Here is a 17,026-nt window from a genome sequence, read left to right as displayed (position 1 = left end):
AGAAAAAGAAGACGGAGCTACGCTACAACGAGCCCTGCGAGAACTTCCTCATTAAGCTTATGTTATGATATCAGGAGGGCCTTGTTTTATAGGGTCTCTTTTAATAAAAGTACGGGTTTTTATATTTGTCCCATAAATATCTAAGGTAGATACTTGAGTTATTGCTGAGTTTTTTCTAAATTGCCCTCACAATTGAGGCTTATGCTTCAAAAAGGTTATTCGTGAGTAACAGCGCATCAAGCTGTCACCAACAGTATTAGTCTCTGGAACGAGGTCAACACGGTCAGTGGCGGCGTCGGTTTTGGTAGGCTAACCCAGGTTGGAGTAGGGGTGGGACTTTGTCTTCAACCTTGGGATTTGAAAAGGGCATTCCGGGTGGGATGCCTTTTTTTATGCCCTTTCGCAGCCGTTGCATCCATCAGACAAGCCCTGGCATCGTTGCTGTCAAAAAAGGCTGGAATGGGCGGTTATGATTTAGTGGTTCCTAAAAAAGCCCCCCAGCTAGTGTTGACGGGCTTTTTTGGCAGAAAAGGAGACCTGCCTCATAACGAGCAACTTTACATAGTGGTAGACTGAGCTACGGGTACGTCGGGGCGGTTGGCTTCTACCTCGTTGAGCTCGGCGAGCAGCTTGCGCGCATCCGAAACGCCGCCCACGGAATAGCGGGCCGCGGAGTGGGTGCCGCCGCCCACTTTCACGCTATAAGCGTCGGAGGGTAAAGCCCGGAAGATGTCTTCGTCGGTGCGGTCGTCGCCGATAGCTAGGATAAAGTCGGCGGTATCGGGCGTGAGCCAGCGCTGGGCGGCGGTGCCTTTGGTGACGCCGATGGTTTTTATTTCCAGCGCCTTATTGCCTTCCAGTACCTGCAAATCGGTGTTGGAAGTCATAAAATTGAGGTGGCTGAGCAATTCGCGCGAGCGCACTTCGCCTAAGGCCGCATCGGCGCGGCGGTAATGCCACACCAGGGAGTAGTCTTTCTCTTCAATGAACGAGCCGGCAGTGCGGCTGACATACTGCTCCAGCAACGGCCGAAATCCCTGCTTCCAGGCCGACTCCATTGGCCGAAACAGGTGCCACTCTTCGCCCGCCCGCCGCAGCCACACGCCATGCTCGGCAATAAAGTCGAGGCGAAGGTGGCCCAGCCAGTTTTCCAGGGTAGGTCGGTCGTGCCCGCTGATAATAACGACGCGGTTGTGGGAATTAGCAGTGAGGGCGCGCAGCAGCTGGAGCAGCTCTTCGTCGGGCTTCGCGTGCTCGGGGTTGTTGTGGAAGCCTACTAGCGTGCCACCATAATCGAGTAGTAGCAACCGCTGGGGGGCTTTTTGGAAGTCGTGCCGCAACTGAGCGCTGGCCTCGGCATTGAGCGCGTCGGTGCCCAGCGTGAGCTGCTTGATCTTACTGTACGCCAACCGGTTCATAAACAGTTCCGTCCAGGCAAACACGTCGTACTGCCGCACCAAGGCCTGCAAGCTGCTCATGCGGCTTTTCTGCTCTTCCTCCGGCATGGTCAGCGCCTGGTGCAGTACGTCGGCCACTTTGCTGGTGGCGGTGGGGTTGATGAGTAGCGCATCGGAGAGCTCCTGAGCCGCGCCGGCCCGCTCGCTGAGGATGAGCACGCCGTGCTGATCGGCTTTGCAGGCAATATATTCCTTGGCCACTAGGTTCATGCCGTCGCGCACGGGCGTTACCAGTGCCACGTCGGCCAGCCGGTAGAGCGCCACCAGCTGGTCGAAGGGCAGCGAGCGGTAGAAGTACAGAATGGGAGTCCAGGCGATGGTGCCGTACTGGGCGTTGATGCGACCCACCAGCTCATCCACCTCCACTTTCAAGGCCTGATACTGCGTCACCTGGTCGCGGGAGGGCACCACCAGCATCAGCAGGCTCACCTGCTCGCGCCACGCGGGGTAGCGCTTGAGCAGCTCCTCAAAGGCCCGCAGACGCTGGGCAATGCCCTTGGTATAGTCGAGGCGGTCGATGGACAGGATCATGCGCACCCCACGCACGGCTTCACGGAACGTCTGAATGTGCGCCAGCGCAGCTTCGGAGGCGGCGGCCGTCGCGTAGCGCTCGTAGTCGATACCCATCGGGAAGGCATCGACGAGCACCATGCGGCTGGGCGTTTCAATCTGGCCATTCTGGTTGGGCAGACCCAGCAGGTTGGAAACCGCGCTCAGGAAATGGCGCATGTAGTAGAAGGTATGGAAGCCAATCAGATCGGCTCCCAGCATGCCTTCCAGCAGCTCCGTGCTCCAGGGCAGCACCCGCAGTAGCTCATACGAGGGAAACGGAATGTGCAGAAAGAAGCCAATGGTAGCCTGGGGCCGGGCGCGGCGCAGCATCTGGGGCAAGAGCAACAGCTGATAATCATGTACCCAGATGGTATCGTCGGGGCCGGCCAGCGCCAGCACGGCTTCGCAGAATTTCGCGTTGGCGGCCACGTAGGCTTCCCAATGCGCTTCTTCGAAGGTGGCGTATTCGTTGAAATAGTGGAAAATGGGCCAGAGGGTGGAGTTGCTGAAGCCCTCGTAAAAATCCCGGATTTCAGTTTCGGTCAGAAATACGGGGGCCATGCTGTCGTTGCGGAGCTGGTCGGCTACGTGCTGCTGCTCGGCGGGGTCGTCTACAAACAAGCCTGGCCAGCCCACCCAGATATTATCATCGGCCCTATAAATAGAGCCCAGGCCGGTAGCCAGCCCACCTTCGCTGGGCTGAAAGGTGAGGCCGTCGTCGGTGCGCTGCACTTTGGTGGGCAGGCGGTTGGAAACAATAATGGTTCTGGCCATCAATCGAAAGGAATACGGCCCCACGCGCAAAGGGCGCTGGTGCCTGTTCGTACATCTGCTGAGTATAACGTGTCGGCGCGACAGCGGGGACAGGTAGCTACTACGGATTTTAAGACACTTCAGCTTCGTTTTTTATCCGTATTACTATCGAGGAGATAGGCTCCAGGATAAAACGCGGCCGCTTGTCGGGGTACCGCACCACAATTCGGGGAGGAATATTTCTCTGTCGGAGGCGCTATCGGCCCGCCGCCCAGCTAGAAGATAGCAGAAAGAAGAGTGGGTGGGAAATTAAGAAAAGGCGTATTGCTAACTAGAGCACGTTAATTGAAGCCAAAATTAGGAAGCAGGATAAGCTGCTTTACGGGCAGCAGAAGGCCGCCAAAAGTGGTTGCTAATCACCAAAAAAAACCCCCCCATGAGCCTACGCATTCCTTACCCACAGCTACAGCAGGAGCTAAAGCGCGTGCTGCTGTCGCTCTCCTTTTCGGAAGAAAGAGCCGAACACTGCGCTACCATATTTGCCCAGAATAGCCGCGACGGCGTGTATACCCACGGCCTCAACCGTTTTCCGACCTTTGCGCAGGCTGTGCGGCAAGGCTTGATACACCCAGCCGCCGAGCCCGAATGTGTAGAGCAAAATGGGGCACTGGAGCGCTGGGACGGGAACTTAGCCCCTGGCATGTACAGCGCCTGGGTGTGCATGGAGCGGGCTGTTTTCCTGGCCAAGGAGCATGGCATTGGCTGCGTAGCCCTGCGCAACACTAACCACTGGATGCGCGGTGGCACCTACGGCTGGCAGGCCGCCGAAGCCGGCTGCATCGGCATCTGCTTCACCAACACCATTGCCAATGTCACTCCCTGGGGCGGCAAGGAGGCGCGCCTGGGCAACAATCCGCTGGTGATTGCCGTGCCACGCGGCGAAAAGCCCCCCGTCGTGCTGGATATGGCTGTTTCGCAGTATTCCTATGGCAAGCTCAGCACCTACGCCACCCGGCAGGAATCCCTGCCCGTGCCCGGCGGCTACGACCAGCAAGGCAAGCTCACGACCAACGCCGCCGATATTCTGGCCTCAGAGCGGGCCCTGCCCATCGGCTTCTGGAAAGGGTCGGGCCTGTCGTTGGTGCTTGACGTGCTGCTGACGGCGCTCAGCGGCGGCCGTTCCACGGCGGCCATCACGCGCTCGGGCACCGAGGCGGGCGTGTCGCAGTGCTTTATTGCGTTGCACCAGCCCAACATGCACGCGGCCCTGATTGAGGAAATTCTCAGCTACACCAAAAGCGGCGCGCCGTCGGAAACCGGTGGGCAGGTTTTCTACCCCGGTGAGCAGTCGTTTGCTACCCGCCAGGATAATCTGGCGCACGGCATTCCGGTGGAGGAAGACATCTGGCAGCAGGTGCAGCAAATGTGACGGTTGCTACCTGAACACGCAATGAGGTTGCAGTAACAGCTTTATTTAATCAGAGCTGTATTTTTAGCTAATATCTGCAACTAATGGTCTTTCCAAATGCCAACGGTCAATCTGGAATACTTGAATGTACCGGTGCCGGCCTGGCTTAGTGTACTTTTCGTGGCCTGCACTTCCTTTACCGCGTGGTTGTTGGCGCAGGCTATACAACGCGCCGGGGGCACCGGTACCTATTACTGGCTGATTGTTGTGGTGTGGCTGACCGTGCAGGCTGGGTTGGCGTTGGGGGGCTTTTACCAAACTAATTTGCACGCGCTGCCCCCCCGCCTGGTGCTGGGCGCACTTTTGCCGGTTGTAGCCGTCATTCTAGCCATCGTTATTTCTCCGCAAGGACGCCGCTGTATGGCCCGCCTGCCCATTGCCGATCTGACTGCCATCAGCGTGGTGCGGGTGGGCGTCGAGATTGGCTTGTACGGACTGGCAACTCACCGCCTGATTCCCGAGCTGATGACGTTTTCCGGCCGCAACTTCGATGTTCTCTCGGGCCTAACGGCTCCGGTAGTGGCAATCTTGTGGCGCAATCAGCGGCTGAGTAGGGGAGGACTGATAGCCTGGAACGTAGCCGCCTTAGTATTGCTGGCCATCATTGTAACGCTGGCTTTGCTCTCGGCCCCAACGCTTGTCCAACAGCTTGCTTTTGAGCAGCCCAATGTGGGGGTGCTGCGCTTTCCGTTTGTGTGGCTCCCCGCGTTTATTGTGCCGGTTGTGCTGTTCAGCCACATAGCCAGCTTGTATCAATGGTTGCGGCATTCTGAATCAACTTCCCACCCCAAGAAGTAAGGCCTGTAAACTCAAAAGGTATTAAAAAGCCCCCCAACACACGTTGGGGGGCTTTTTCGCGGATTAATTAGAAAGCTAAGACCTAAGTCAGCGCCTCGTCCATGGTGCGCATCTGAATCTCGATAATGCGCGAGTTGGCCGACTGTGTGCAAGCCAGCAGCACGGCACCGGCCACGTCTTCGGGCTCCAGCATGCCCGATTGCGCTACTTTATCCTCGGTGCGGCCTTTGCCCAAAGCAAACTCGGTTTTCACGCCGCCGGGGCAAATGGCACCTACCTTAATACCATCGGGCCGCAGCTCTTTATCCAGGGCCTGGGCAAAGCCTACCTGCGCAAACTTGGTAGCGCAGTACACAGCTTCGCCCGCGAAACCATACACGCCCGCCATTGAGGAAAGCATCAGAATGGTGCCCGATTTCTGGCTTTGCATCACGGGCACGGCGTGGCGGGTGAAAAGGAAAGTCGTGCGCATGTTGGTATCCATGAGCTCGTCGTATTCGTCGGCGCTGGTGTCAACTAGGTTTTTGTAGTTGCCGGCGCCGGCGTTGTTTATCAGGATGTCGAGGCGGCCGAATGAGTCGGTGGCGGCTTGCACGGTGCGGCGGGCGGTTTCTTCGTCGCGGGCGTCGCCGGCTACAAACGCTACTTCTACGCCCAGCTGGCGCAGCTCTGCGGCCAGAGCCTCCAGCCGCTCGTCGCGCCGGGCGGTCAATACCAAATTGGCTCCTTCGGCAGCCAGAGCCCGTGCGCAGGCTTCGCCGATGCCGGCACTTGCGCCCGTAATGAGGGCTACTTTTCCATTGAGTTTTCCTGCCATGATTTTCCTTTTCTAGGTAGTATAAGGTTGGGTTGAGGTAAGAGTTGATACGTGGGTTCGAAGCTAGATAAACGTAGGGAGGCAGGCAAAAGCTGACTTTGGAAGGCGCTACTATCGGTAAGAAATACTATCACAATCGTTTACATAGATTATTTTCTGCCTTACGGTGCAGATTTGGCTTAAAACCGCTGGTCGTAGTTGGCAAGCCACCTACTTTAGATGCCGGCCAAGCTGGCTATTTGAGTTGCCTGATGAAGCAGCAAGGCGGCGTAGAGACGCAATAATTGAAGTCTCGTTGTTGAACAATAATCTTCCGTTTTTGAACACAGCAGGCACTACCTATTGGCGATTCATACCCTTGAGGTTCAGACCGTCGCTGTAACTAAGCTGGCCCGCAGCGCCTACTCTTATTTCTTCATGCTTTCTGTCTAGCTTACCGACTGCTTGTCCTCTCCTCACTTGCTTCACCACTGCCCATTATGTCCGATCGTCTCCCCGCGCCCCTTCTATCAATGTCACTTCAGATCCTCTGGCCGCGCTTCGTACTGCTCGGGCTGGTCGTGGCGGGCACCGTAACAGATTCGGCAGCGTCTACTTTGGCCGATACGACCTTAGCTGCCTCCCGGCGAGTGGTGAAGGCAGGTGCGCGCATTGGCGGGGCCACGGGCCGGGTAGCCGTGCCTCAGCTCCGCTATGAGTGGCAGTTGCGGCCCGAATGGAGCCTACAAGTTGGTTCCGGCTACCGGCGCAGCTATTCCAACCTGGGGTTTTACCGGCGCCTGCGCACCACCTACTGGACTACCGAGGTTACCGCCAACCATTATCTGGGCCGCTCCTCCGCGCAGCCGCTGAGTGGGTGGTACGCCGGCTTCGGCCTTGGGACTGTTCACCGCACGATCCGGGATCGGAATTCGACGACCCCTATGGAAGAGTTTCGCAGCCAGGCGTGGGGGATTGAGCCGCGTATTCAACTCGGAGGACAGGCAACGTTGAGCCGCCGCGTGGCGCTGCAGGTCTACGCGGCTACCACCTTTCCCTACTATTTTGAGCGCTCTAACGTCGACACCACCACCAACCCGTGGCGGTTGTTGGCCCTCGAGCTAGGGTTGTCACTGGGCTACCGCCACTAAAACTAGCCTATGCTACATTGCTATAAGGCACCGAGACAAATGCTTGTACTTCTATAGGCGGCTTTACATTGTTCAGGATTTCGAATGACGTCTACTCACCCGGGTGGTAGGTTTTCTTGGCGTTCTTGCGAACATCTTCGGGGTAAAACTGCACGTCTTTAAACTGCATGTCGCTGTACATAGCCGCCTGATCAGTGAAGTGGGGCGAGTTGGGGTCGCTATTTTGCCCCCCAGCCAGCACCGAGCGCGCCTTGATACGTGGTCCGAACTCGACCACGGCCACAAAGCTGTTGCCCACGTCGCCGTAGCGCTTTTTGGTGTTGGGCTGCGCTTTCGCGCCGAACGCCGCCAACGAGCCCCAGGCTGAGGAGGTGAAGGCCACCGGAATGCTCGGCTTGCTGTCATCATACACTTCCTGAATCTGGCCGGTGAGGCGCTGGAAGCGGTTTACCTCGCCCCAGGGCATTTTCCAGGTGCCAAAGTTGCGGGTCAGCTCGTCGAGGGTTTCGGCCAAGGCGGTTACTTTCTCCTGGGGCGTCGTCTTTTCAATGACCAAAGCGGTGAAAGTAAGGTTATCGAGGCGCTGATCGGGAAGGGCGCGGGTGCGGGCCAGCTTCTGGATGCGCTCCGCCCAGTAGATGGCCAGCGTCTGGGCCACGGAGGTTTTGCTGTACTTCTTGTCCCAGGTACGCAGAACTTCTATGGCTTCCGGCACCGCCTTCGATGAAGTGCTAGCCTTGCCAGCCGGGGTCTGATAGGCTGCTATCAGCGCCGGAATCAATTCTTCAAAACCAGCCAGGTACGGGTCTTTGGCGGCGGCAATGAGCGTATCGAGCGTGTACATTTTCCGGCGGCTGAGCACGCGCACGGCGTTGATACCGCGGTAGTTTTCCGCGTCGGGAGCCATGTAGGTGGGATATTTATCCTTGGCCGGACTGCTGGTACCAGATACGGTGAAGGGTGTGGAGTTGCAGTTTTGAATCCAGCCGCTGGCGGGGTTAAGCACCTGCACCAGCTCATTTACTTTGTGCAGGCCTTTCCACTCGGTTTGGGGGTTGCTGCCATCCACAGGGCGGCTCCAATCGAACTTGGGGTCGCGGATGGGCATGAAGTTGCCGTGCCAGTAGGCAATGTTGCCTTTGCTGTCGGCAAAAACGGTGTTGTTGGTAGCATTGCCGTTGAGCTTCATCACCTCGTTGAAGCTGGCGTAATCAGTGGCCTTCGTGCGCAGGTACGACTGCTCCAGGGCCTCCAGGGGCGTGTCCATCATGCGCACCGTCACCCATTGGTTATCGGCCTGCTGACCCACGACGGGGCCATGGTGGGTGCGGTAGGTGGTAAATTCCTTGCGCAGCATCTGGCTGCCTTGCTTATAGGCCAGCGACACTTTTTGTACCTGCACCGGCCGGCGCTTTTTGCCAGCCTTGTAATACAGCTTGCCGTTTTTCTCCTCAATGGTTTCCAGGTACTCATCCATGGAATCGGCCTGGCTGGAGGTGTGCATCCAGCCGCATTTCTCATTAAAACCCTGATACACAAAAAACTGTCCCCAGGTAACGGCTCCGTAAGCATTTAGGCCAGCTTCACTTACCATCTGCACTTCGGGCCGGAAATAGAAGGAGGTGTGCGGATTAATCAGCAGCAGGGCGTGGCCGCTGGCGCTTTTGGCCGGCGCAATAGCAAAGCCATTGGAGCCAACCGGCTCGCGGTCCTGCTTCTCAAAGTCAGGATGCTGCCAGGAAGTCGATTTACGCTGGCTGTAAAAGGCCTTCAACCGCTCCAAAGGCACCACGCTGATGTTGCCGCCAATGCTGCCTTCACTGAACATCAGCGGCATCCAGGGCTGATAGCGCGTGAGCACCTTGGGCTTCACAGTGGGGTGGGTGTAGAGGTAGTAGTTGGTGCCGTCGGCGAAGGCGTTCAGCAGCTCCTTCATCCACGGGGGGCTTTTTTGGTAAATGCTGATGGCTTGGGTGCTGTCCAGAAAAAGGTTAGCGCGAAGGTCACTGTACAAGGCTGTTTCGCCCTCCACTTCCGCCAGACGCCCGATGTTGGTGAGGTAGTTTTCCTCTACGCGGGCAAAGTCATCTTCGCACTGGGCGTAGAGCAGGCCGAAGACGGCATCCGCGTCGGTTTTGCCATAGATGTGCGGAATACCCCAGTTGTCGCGGATGATGTTCACTTGCCTGGCTTGCTGCTGCCAGCGTGCAATTTCTTCGGTTTTGAAGGCCTGCGCTTGGGATGCCACGCAGGAGAGGAGAAGTAGCAGGGTAAAAAGAGGACGCTTCATGGCGGAAGGTAAGGATTTCGGCATTTGGGTAGGTTAGCAGCAGCAGCAAGAATACGCGAATTTTTGGGGTAGCGGAGTGGTACTACGACTGTTGGAGTCGTAGTACCACTTGGCCGCTGCCTATCTTAGGGCGCTTTGCTCCCCCTTATTCCTCCCTTTCGCATGTCGCTTTTACCAATCCCCATGGGCCCGATCCGGGCTTGCTTTCCGGCGCTTCGCGCCCACTCTCACCAAAAGCCCTACATCTTTTTCGATGGTCCCGGCGGCACCCAGATGGCCCAGCAGGCCCTCGACGCGATGATGAGCTACATCACGGGCGGCATGGCCAACCTGCACGGCACGTTCGGCACCAGCCGCGCCACCGATGAGCTGCTGGAAGAAGGGCGGCGCGGCATGGCCGATTTTCTGAGCTGCCAGCCCGAGGAAGTGGCCTTTGGCCAAAACATGACTTCCCTGGCCTTTTCCATTGCCCGCGGCCTGAGCACGTTCATTCAGCCTGGCGATGAAATCGTGGTTACCGAAATAGACCACCGGGCCAACGTAGATCCGTGGGTAACGCTGGCCAAAGACCAGGGCGCGGTGGTCAAATTTATTCCCGTAAATCCCGAAACCTACACCCTGGAGCTCGACCAGCTGGACACGCTGATTACCGCCAAAACCAAGCTCGTCGCCGTGAATATGTCGTCGAACGTGACAGGTACCGTGACGCCGGTGGAGCAGATAATTAGGCGGGCCAAAGCCGTAAACGCCCTCGTGGTTTTGGACGCGGTGCACGCCGTGCCGCACTTTGCTATTGATTTTCGGGCGTTGGGGGCCGATATTCTGTTCTGCTCGGCGTATAAGTTCTTCGGGCCGCATTTGGGTATCGCGGTGGTGTCGGCGGCTTTATTTGAGAAGCTACTGGTCTACAAACTGGCTCCCGCGCCCGCCTACATCCCCGATAAGCTGGAAACCGGCACTCAGAATCATGAAGCCATTGCCGGCCTGTTGGGAGCCCTGGATTTTATTCAAACGCTGGGCACGGGCACTACCCGCAAAGAACGTCTGCGCACGGCCATGTACGCCATTGAGGAGCAGGAGCAGGAACAGGCCTGGCGGCTGGAAGAATTCCTGCGAAAATTGCCCCCCGTGCGCCTGTATCGCGCCCCGACCGGCACGCGCAAAACGCCCACGCTGGCTTTTACGCTTGACGGCATCAACTCCCGGAAGGCAGCGGCCTGGTTTGCCGACAACTACAATATGTGCGTCGCCGACGGCCACTTCTACGCCTCTACTATGGCGGATAAGCTGCAAGTAAATGAGTTGGGCGGCTGGATACGGCTGGGCCTGGCCCCGTACAACACGAACGCGGAAATAGAGCTGTTCCAGACCGCTTTGCTCGCCTTACTCGATACCCATGGAGGCACCTCGCAGGCATCCATCGTTTAAGGAGGGATACGAGCCGGCGTGCGTCTGCGACGTGTGTCTACTGGGGTAGCGTCTGCGACGCGAAAAGCCAAACGGCACAGCCAGACACTGCAACGGCCGCGTCGCAGACGCGTGCCAGCTTGGGTCAGCCCAGTTGTGACGAGGCAGCAACCAAACAACGAGGGGCGCCTGCAAGGCGCCCCTACTAGCTTTTGCGGGCAGCGTCGTAGCGCTGGCCCACTGCGGACCAGTTCACCGCGTTCCAGAAAGCCTTGACATAATCGGGGCGCTTGTTCTGGTATTTCAGGTAATACGCATGCTCCCACACATCGAGGCCCAGAATAGGTGTGCCGCGCTGCACGCCGGGCAAGTCCATCAGCGGGTTGTCCTGGTTAGGAGTGGAGGAGATAAACAGCTTGCCTGCCTTATCCACGCTCAGCCATGCCCAGCCCGAGCCAAACCGACCCGTGGCCGCTTTGGCAAATTCCTCCTGAAACTTCTCATAAGAACCGAAGGTCTTGGTGAGGTCGGCGGCTAGAGAGCCGGTGGGCTGCCCGCCGCCTTTGGCCGCCAGTATCTGCCAGAACATAGAGTGATTCCAGTGGCCGCCGGCGTTGTTGCGCACCGCGTCGGGCTGCTTGCTGGCCGACGCCAGCAGCTCCGCCAGAGACATCTTTTCCTGGGGTTTGCCCACTACGGCTTCATTGAGCTTCGAGACGTAGGTTTTGTGGTGGGCATCGTGGTGAATTTCCATAGTGCGCGCATCGATGTGGGGCTCCAGGGCATTGAAGGCGTAGGGCAGCGCCGGCAGGGTGAAGGGGCCCTCGGCTATGGGCGTAGCACGGGCTTCGGCCAGAAACTTTTCGTCGCGGGCGCGGGCCAGCAGCGCCGGACTTACCAGGCCGCTAATGGCCAGCAGCAGGCCTCTCTGCAAAAAATCGCGTTTGTTCATGATAGTGGTAAAAAAGTGAGGGGAAACAATTCAGATTGCGTTGGTACAAACGTTGGTTTCTATAGAAACGGATAAGTGGAGGCGTGCTCATCAGGACGAAAATTACGATTTTGGTTTATAAGTAATAAAAGAATAAATTGTATATATTAATCTATTGCTCAGCGCCAAGCTGCGGCTATTAAGTCTTACGGTTGTTACCTGTTGCGTTTTAACGCGACTTACCCATGGCACAAGAGCTACCTCCTGCCATTCAGCTAATGCAGGTCATGTTCGGGTTCGCGGCCTCGCGGGCGCTTGGAGTGGCCGCCGAGCTGGGCATTGCCGATCTGCTGAAAGATGGCCCTAAAAGCGCCGGGGAGCTGTCTCGCCGCACCAACACGCATGAGCGCTCCCTGTATCGGGTGCTGCGCGCCTGCGCCAGCGTGGGTGTATTCTCTGAGGATGACGACACGCGCTTTCGCCTCACGCCCCTGGCCGAGCCGCTGCTGAGTGATGTGCCGGGCAGTCTGCGGCCCTTCGTGACCCTGATGACGAATGACTTTCAGTATCAGACCTGGGCCGAGCTGCTTTACAGCGTACAAACGGGCGAGCCGGCATTTGATAAAGTCTTCGGCACGTCGTCCTTCGATTATTTCTGGCGCAATGAGAAGGCCGGCAAAGTGTTTAATGATGCCATGTCCAGCAACAGCGCTTTTAGCAGTGCGGCCGTGCTGGAGGCCTACGATTTTTCGGGCATTTCTACCCTTGTCGATGTAGGGGGCGGGCATGGGTTCCTGCTGGCTTCTATTCTCAATAAATATCCCAAGCTGCGCGGCATTCTCTACGACATGCCGGCCATTGTGGAAGCCGCCGAAGACCTGCTGACATCCCACGGCGTGGCCGACCGGTGCGAGCGGGTGGGGGGTAATTTTTTCGGGTTGGTGCCGGCAGGAGCCGATGCCTACGTCATGAAGCACATCATCCACGACTGGAACGATGAGCAGAGCCTCACCATTCTGAAAAACTGCCGCGAGGCCATGAACCCCAATGGCAAAGTGCTGGTGGTGGAAATGGTGCTGCCCGAAGGCAACGAGTCTTCCTTTGGCAAGTTCCTGGACCTGCAGATGCTGCTGTACCTGCGGGGCTGCGAGCGGACCGAAGCGGAGTACCACCAGCTATTCGATCAGGCTGGCCTGGAGCTAACCCGCACCCTGCCCACCACGTCGCCGTTCAGCATCATAGAAGGCATACGGAAGTAAAAAAGTCCCCCAGTCTAGTCTTCTTGCATCACCAACTCACCAGAACAAGGTAGAGACGCAAATTCGCGTCTCAATCGTCGCGGTCGTTGTTTCGGCAAACGAGTCGAATGGAGCGGGCCTAGTCGTTCAACGATTGAGACGCGAATACGCGTCTCTACCGCGAGCTTATACCCCAGCTTTGGTCATTTCCGGGGTGGCGGGGCGGGTGGCGCGTTGTGGAGTGGCGGCTAGCGGGAGGCAAACGGTAAACTCTGTGTACTCGCCTTCCTTCGTTTCTACGCTCAGCGTGCCGCGGTGGCCTTTGGTGATGATGTCGTAGCTCAGCGAGAGGCCCAGGCCCGTGCCTTCGCCCGTGGGCTTAGTGGTGAAGAAAGGCTCGAAAATGCGTTGGCGCACCTCGGCCGGAATACCGTTGCCATTGTCGCGGATCTGAATGCGGACGTCCTTTTCGGTTTGCTGGGTGCGGATGGTTATTTCTGGCTGGTAATCTTCACCCAGAAGCCGGCGCTTTTCCGCTACGGCGTAGAAGGCGTTGGTGAGCAGGTTTATCAATACCCGGCTCAGGTCCTGGGGTACCACTTGCAGGTTGGGCAGCTGGGGGGCAAATTCAGTGTTGAGTGTGGCCTTGAAGTCTTTGTTGGTGGCCTGCCAACTGTAGTGCGATAAGCGCAGACACTCTTCCGCCAGCGCATTCAGGTCGGTGGGCTGGGGCTGGCCGCTGCTGGCCCTGGAGTGCTCCAGCATGCTTTTCACGATGCGGTCGGCGCGGCGGCCGTGCTGGTGGATGCTGAGCTGATTGTGCGATAGATCCTCGAGTAGCTGCCCTATCGTTTCGCGGCCCCTCGCCGACAAGGTCTCTTTCGTCAGCTCTTCCTGCAGTTCGGTGGTCAGCTCCACGCCGAGGTCGGAGAAGTTGGTAATGAAGTTCAGCGGGTTCTGGATTTCGTGGGCCACGCCCGCCGTCAGCTGCCCCAGCGAGGCCAGCTTCTCGTGCTGCACCAGTTGGGCCTGGGTGGCGCGCAGCTCCGTCAGGGCCTGGTCGAGGTCGTCGCGGTGGGCGACGATCTCCTGGTTTTTCTCGTTGAGGTGGCGGTTGGCGCGCTGCTTTATATACACGTTGCGGACCAGTAACCCGGCCAGCAGCACCAGCGCCGCCACGCCGGCCAGCAGACCAATGAGCTGCTGACGCTGGCGGTCGGCTTCCTGATCCTGCAGCTGACGATTTTTGTTGAGCAGAGCTATCTGGACCCGTTTGCGGTCCAACTCGTAGCCGTAGCGCAAGGCACTAGTGCGGCGCTGGATATCTTCACCGGAAAGCGAATCATTGTAGGCTATTTGCAAGTTGCGGAAGCGGTAGGCTTGCTCAAAATCTTTGCGCTGGGCGTAGGCCTCGGCCAATAACTCGCTGGCTTTGCGAATGTTGCCGTTGCTGCGCGCCTGCTGGCTGAGTTCCAGAGCATGGTGGGCCAGTTTGAATACACTGTCAATCTGATTGTTGAGCATATAGGCCCGCGCCAGTACCACCTCCATCGAGGGCAGGTTGTAATCGTCGTGGGTAGCGCGCACAAGCTCACGGGCTCGCAGACTGTGGGCCAGGGCTTCCTCTTGATTACCCTGCCGACTATATACATCGGCCAGATTTATTTCGTCGGAGATTTCGCCCCCCACGTTACCCAGCTGCTTACTGAGAGTTAGGGCCCGTTGGTGGTAAAGCATGGCTTGTGGCCACTTCTCCAGCATCTGATACGAATTGCCTATTCCGTTCAGCGCCAGCAGTATGGTTTGCTGGTCGCTCAGGCGTCGGGCATTTTTTAAAGCGTCGCGCAGGATGGGCAGAGCCTCGGTGTAGTTGCCTAGGCTAGAGTAGATATTCCCAACATTGATTTGCAGGCGCGTACGAGTCAGCAGGTCGCCTGTCTGCTCCGTCAGTGGCAAACCCTTCAAAGCGGAAGCCAGGGCAGGCACATAATTGCTTTGTAGCAGATCAATCCAGCTCATTTGCAGCCACAGCCGGCCCATGCCTTCCTGGTCGGCGCGCTGGGTGAATAGGCGCTGGGCCTGTTGGGCGTAGCGCCGGGCCACGGCGTAGTTGGTCTGGCGGCGGTGGAGGATGCTCAGGGCCAGCAGCGCCTCAGCCTGGCCATCGGTGTCAGCGAGCTTGCGGGCCAGCGTCAGCGCCTGCTGATTCAGCTGCATGGCCTGCGGCATATCGGTCACCCGCACCGCGTGCGCCAGGGCTAGCAGGCGCTGCACGCGGAGGGTATCAGCGCGGGGCTGCTGGCGCAACAGCTGGCGCGGGCTATCGGCGGCGGCTAGCGGTTGGCCTGGCACCGGCCGCGGGAGCAGGGCAACGCCCAAAAGAAGCAGAGTTATAAAACGCTTCATGCTGGCGGGTAATGGTACATAAGTCGCCGCACGCGCTGGTAGGCGGTTATCAGGCAACCGCCGCGCTACTCGTCGTCGGTAGGGCCGGACTCCTGGCTTTGCGTCGCCTGGGGTGGGTTATGCAGTACGCCGCCCTCCAACATCGAGAGGTTGACAGGCTCATCCGACGTGCTGTCGGTGGAGCCGGAGGCATCTGGGTTCGACTCATCGGGAGTTGGGACGCCTTTGCTGGAATTTTGGGATTTCGCCATGTTACTATTCTAATAAGGGGGATTGTGAATGACACCTCCTGTTCTTTCGGTAAGGTCTTCTTCTTTTGTGCTAAACTTAAATTCGGCGAACCGAAGCGTAGCTTCCACTATTTTGCCCTCCCGGAGGGCCGTAACGTTGACGTCGTAGGGCTTTTTGAATCGGTACTTTGGGGGCATTGCTTCATAGATAAGATCTACAAAGCCGGCATGGGGTACGTCTGTGTAGGTGGCCGTACCGGCAATCATCGAATCGCCCGTGTTTATAGCATACAGTATTTCATTGCTTTTCAGTTGAAAAGCCGCTGTAAAGTGGTTCGGGTCTTCTAGGCGCTTGGAGGTCTGGCTAAAAGCGTCAACGTAAATCTGCCATTCGTCAGATGGCACGGGAAACTCTATAATGTCTGTATTGCCTCCGGTGAGCTCCATAAGTTGAATAGCTAAGGTGATAAGGAACATTAATGTATATCCATAAATAGTATAATACAAATTTATATTGAATATATTATAATAAAGCTAAAATGTACAATTGAGCTTGCATCCATTGCTCACGCTGCGGCGCAGCCGCCGCGCATGTCCAAGCTATCCTCCTTACCAAGGAGGGGCGCCCCGCCTTCGGCGCGGCTGGGGTGGTTGCTGGCGTTGTTTGGTTGTTTAAAAGACGGCCATGCAGATAAAAGAATGTCATGCTAAGCTTATCGAAGCATCTCGCTCGCTTCGTTAGGATGGTAGCTCTTACATAAAAGCGGTCATGCTGAGGAATAGAAGCATCTCCACCGGTTCGTTGGGATTACTACTCAGTAGAGATGCTTCGACAAGCTCAGCATAACGCTCTTCTTGTTTGGATTACTACTCTGGCATCAGCACGCGAGATGCTTCGGCTTCGCCTCTACATGACGACCTATATGGTAGAAAAGCCCCCCAGGCGGCGCGGACGACCTCAACCACCCCAGCCGCGCCTTTGGCGCGGCGTCCCCTCCTTGGTAAGGAGGGGAGCTTTGGGGTTATGCTGCATACGTGCCTTCTTCGGTGTGGCGTAGGAGGCTTAGGGCGGTGAGGGTGTCGAGGAGGGGCTGTACTTTTTCGGGGCGGGTGCGGCGGAAGCGGGCGGCTACCTGGGCGGCGGTTAGAGGGGTGAGCGACTGTTGGACGGCGTCGCGGATGGCTTGCATTTGCTGGGCCAATTCGGTGGGCCAGGGCTGGGGGCCGGTGGCCTCGGTGGGGGCGGCGGTAGTGGCGGCGCTGGGGGGCAAATTTAACGCGGACTGCTGCTGCTCGGGGGCCTGGTAGGCGGGGCGGAGGTAGCGGACGTGGCCGGCCTGCTCCTCGCGGGCGCGCTCGTGGTTGAGGCGCACGAGGTGGGTCAGGATGTCAGCGTCGGTGAGGTCTGGGGGGCAATTGTAGGCGGCGGCTACGGCGGCGTCGAGCTGCTGGTGGAGGCTGAGCACCACGGAGGCCAGGCCCTGCTGGTTGATGGTGTGCTCTTTGGCCGTGGCCAGCGGCTGGCCGGCGCGCAGCTTCTCGACTACAT

General features: G+C 57.9%; 12 protein-coding genes and 1 pseudogene. 5 read left to right on the top strand and 8 right to left on the bottom strand.

Annotated features, from left to right (window positions below):
* Positions 1-557: 557 nt before the first annotated feature.
* Entirely contained in the window at positions 558-2,783 is a 2,226-nt protein-coding gene (locus tag B9A24_RS20790) for a bifunctional alpha,alpha-trehalose-phosphate synthase (UDP-forming)/trehalose-phosphatase (RefSeq protein ID WP_084447954.1), read from the bottom strand.
* A 415-nt stretch (positions 2,784-3,198) separates the two neighbouring features.
* On the opposite strand from B9A24_RS20790, the gene yiaK reads away from it, so the two are divergent.
* Together yiaK and B9A24_RS20780 are read left to right on the top strand one after the other, a co-directional pair.
* Positions 3,199-4,191, top strand: coding sequence for a 3-dehydro-L-gulonate 2-dehydrogenase (yiaK, locus tag B9A24_RS20785; protein WP_084447956.1), 993 nt, complete (start codon positions 3,199-3,201; stop codon positions 4,189-4,191).
* A gap of 96 nt (positions 4,192-4,287) precedes the next feature.
* The gene (locus B9A24_RS20780) at positions 4,288-5,028 is read left to right on the top strand and encodes a hypothetical protein (RefSeq protein ID WP_084447952.1); all 741 of its coding nucleotides are present in this window, start codon (positions 4,288-4,290) and stop codon (positions 5,026-5,028) included.
* 82 nt (positions 5,029-5,110) lie between these two features.
* Here the strand turns inward: B9A24_RS20780 and B9A24_RS20775 are convergent, their stop codons facing one another.
* Entirely contained in the window at positions 5,111-5,845 is a 735-nt protein-coding gene (locus B9A24_RS20775) for an SDR family oxidoreductase (RefSeq protein WP_084447950.1), read from the bottom strand.
* A gap of 512 nt (positions 5,846-6,357) precedes the next feature.
* Here B9A24_RS20775 and B9A24_RS20770 point away from each other — a divergent pair.
* On the top strand, positions 6,358-6,975 hold the full coding sequence (locus tag B9A24_RS20770) for a hypothetical protein (protein WP_084447948.1): 618 nt from the start codon (positions 6,358-6,360) through the stop codon (positions 6,973-6,975).
* Between the two features lie 91 nt (positions 6,976-7,066).
* Here B9A24_RS20770 and B9A24_RS20765 read toward each other — a convergent pair whose 3' ends face one another.
* Positions 7,067-9,265: a penicillin acylase family protein gene (locus B9A24_RS20765; protein ID WP_084447945.1), complete on the bottom strand. Its 2,199-nt coding sequence runs from the start codon at positions 9,263-9,265 to the stop codon at positions 7,067-7,069.
* 162 nt (positions 9,266-9,427) lie between these two features.
* Here B9A24_RS20765 and B9A24_RS20760 point away from each other — a divergent pair, with 162 nt between their 5' ends.
* A complete protein-coding gene (locus B9A24_RS20760) occupies positions 9,428-10,693 on the top strand; it encodes a cysteine desulfurase-like protein (RefSeq protein ID WP_084447943.1) in 1,266 nt (421 codons plus the stop codon).
* 184 nt (positions 10,694-10,877) lie between these two features.
* Here B9A24_RS20760 and B9A24_RS20755 read toward each other — a convergent pair whose 3' ends face one another.
* Entirely contained in the window at positions 10,878-11,624 is a 747-nt protein-coding gene (locus B9A24_RS20755; RefSeq protein WP_084447940.1) for a superoxide dismutase, read from the bottom strand.
* 224 nt (positions 11,625-11,848) lie between these two features.
* On the opposite strand from B9A24_RS20755, the gene B9A24_RS20750 reads away from it, so the two are divergent.
* Positions 11,849-12,862, top strand: coding sequence for a methyltransferase (locus tag B9A24_RS20750; RefSeq protein ID WP_084447938.1), 1,014 nt, complete (start codon positions 11,849-11,851; stop codon positions 12,860-12,862).
* A gap of 165 nt (positions 12,863-13,027) precedes the next feature.
* Here B9A24_RS20750 and B9A24_RS20745 read toward each other — a convergent pair whose 3' ends face one another.
* The 4 genes and pseudogenes from B9A24_RS20745 to B9A24_RS22160 form a co-directional block, all read right to left on the bottom strand.
* On the bottom strand, positions 13,028-15,247 hold the full coding sequence (locus tag B9A24_RS20745; RefSeq protein ID WP_084447937.1) for an ATP-binding protein: 2,220 nt from the start codon (positions 15,245-15,247) through the stop codon (positions 13,028-13,030).
* Positions 15,248-15,312: 65 nt separating this feature from the next.
* A complete protein-coding gene (locus B9A24_RS20740; RefSeq protein WP_084447936.1) occupies positions 15,313-15,498 on the bottom strand; it encodes a hypothetical protein in 186 nt (61 codons plus the stop codon).
* A 9-nt stretch (positions 15,499-15,507) separates the two neighbouring features.
* Positions 15,508-15,924, bottom strand: a complete 417-nt coding sequence (locus tag B9A24_RS20735) for a hypothetical protein (RefSeq protein ID WP_084447935.1) — start codon at positions 15,922-15,924, stop codon at positions 15,508-15,510.
* Positions 15,925-16,499: 575 nt separating this feature from the next.
* A pseudogene (locus B9A24_RS22160) lies at positions 16,500-17,026 on the bottom strand (class I SAM-dependent DNA methyltransferase); the annotation flags it as partial.

Origin of the sequence: Hymenobacter roseosalivarius DSM 11622 (assembly GCF_900176135.1) — a bacterium.
Taxonomy (GTDB): domain Bacteria; phylum Bacteroidota; class Bacteroidia; order Cytophagales; family Hymenobacteraceae; genus Hymenobacter; species Hymenobacter roseosalivarius.
This window is presented reverse-complemented; position numbering and strand designations above follow the sequence as displayed.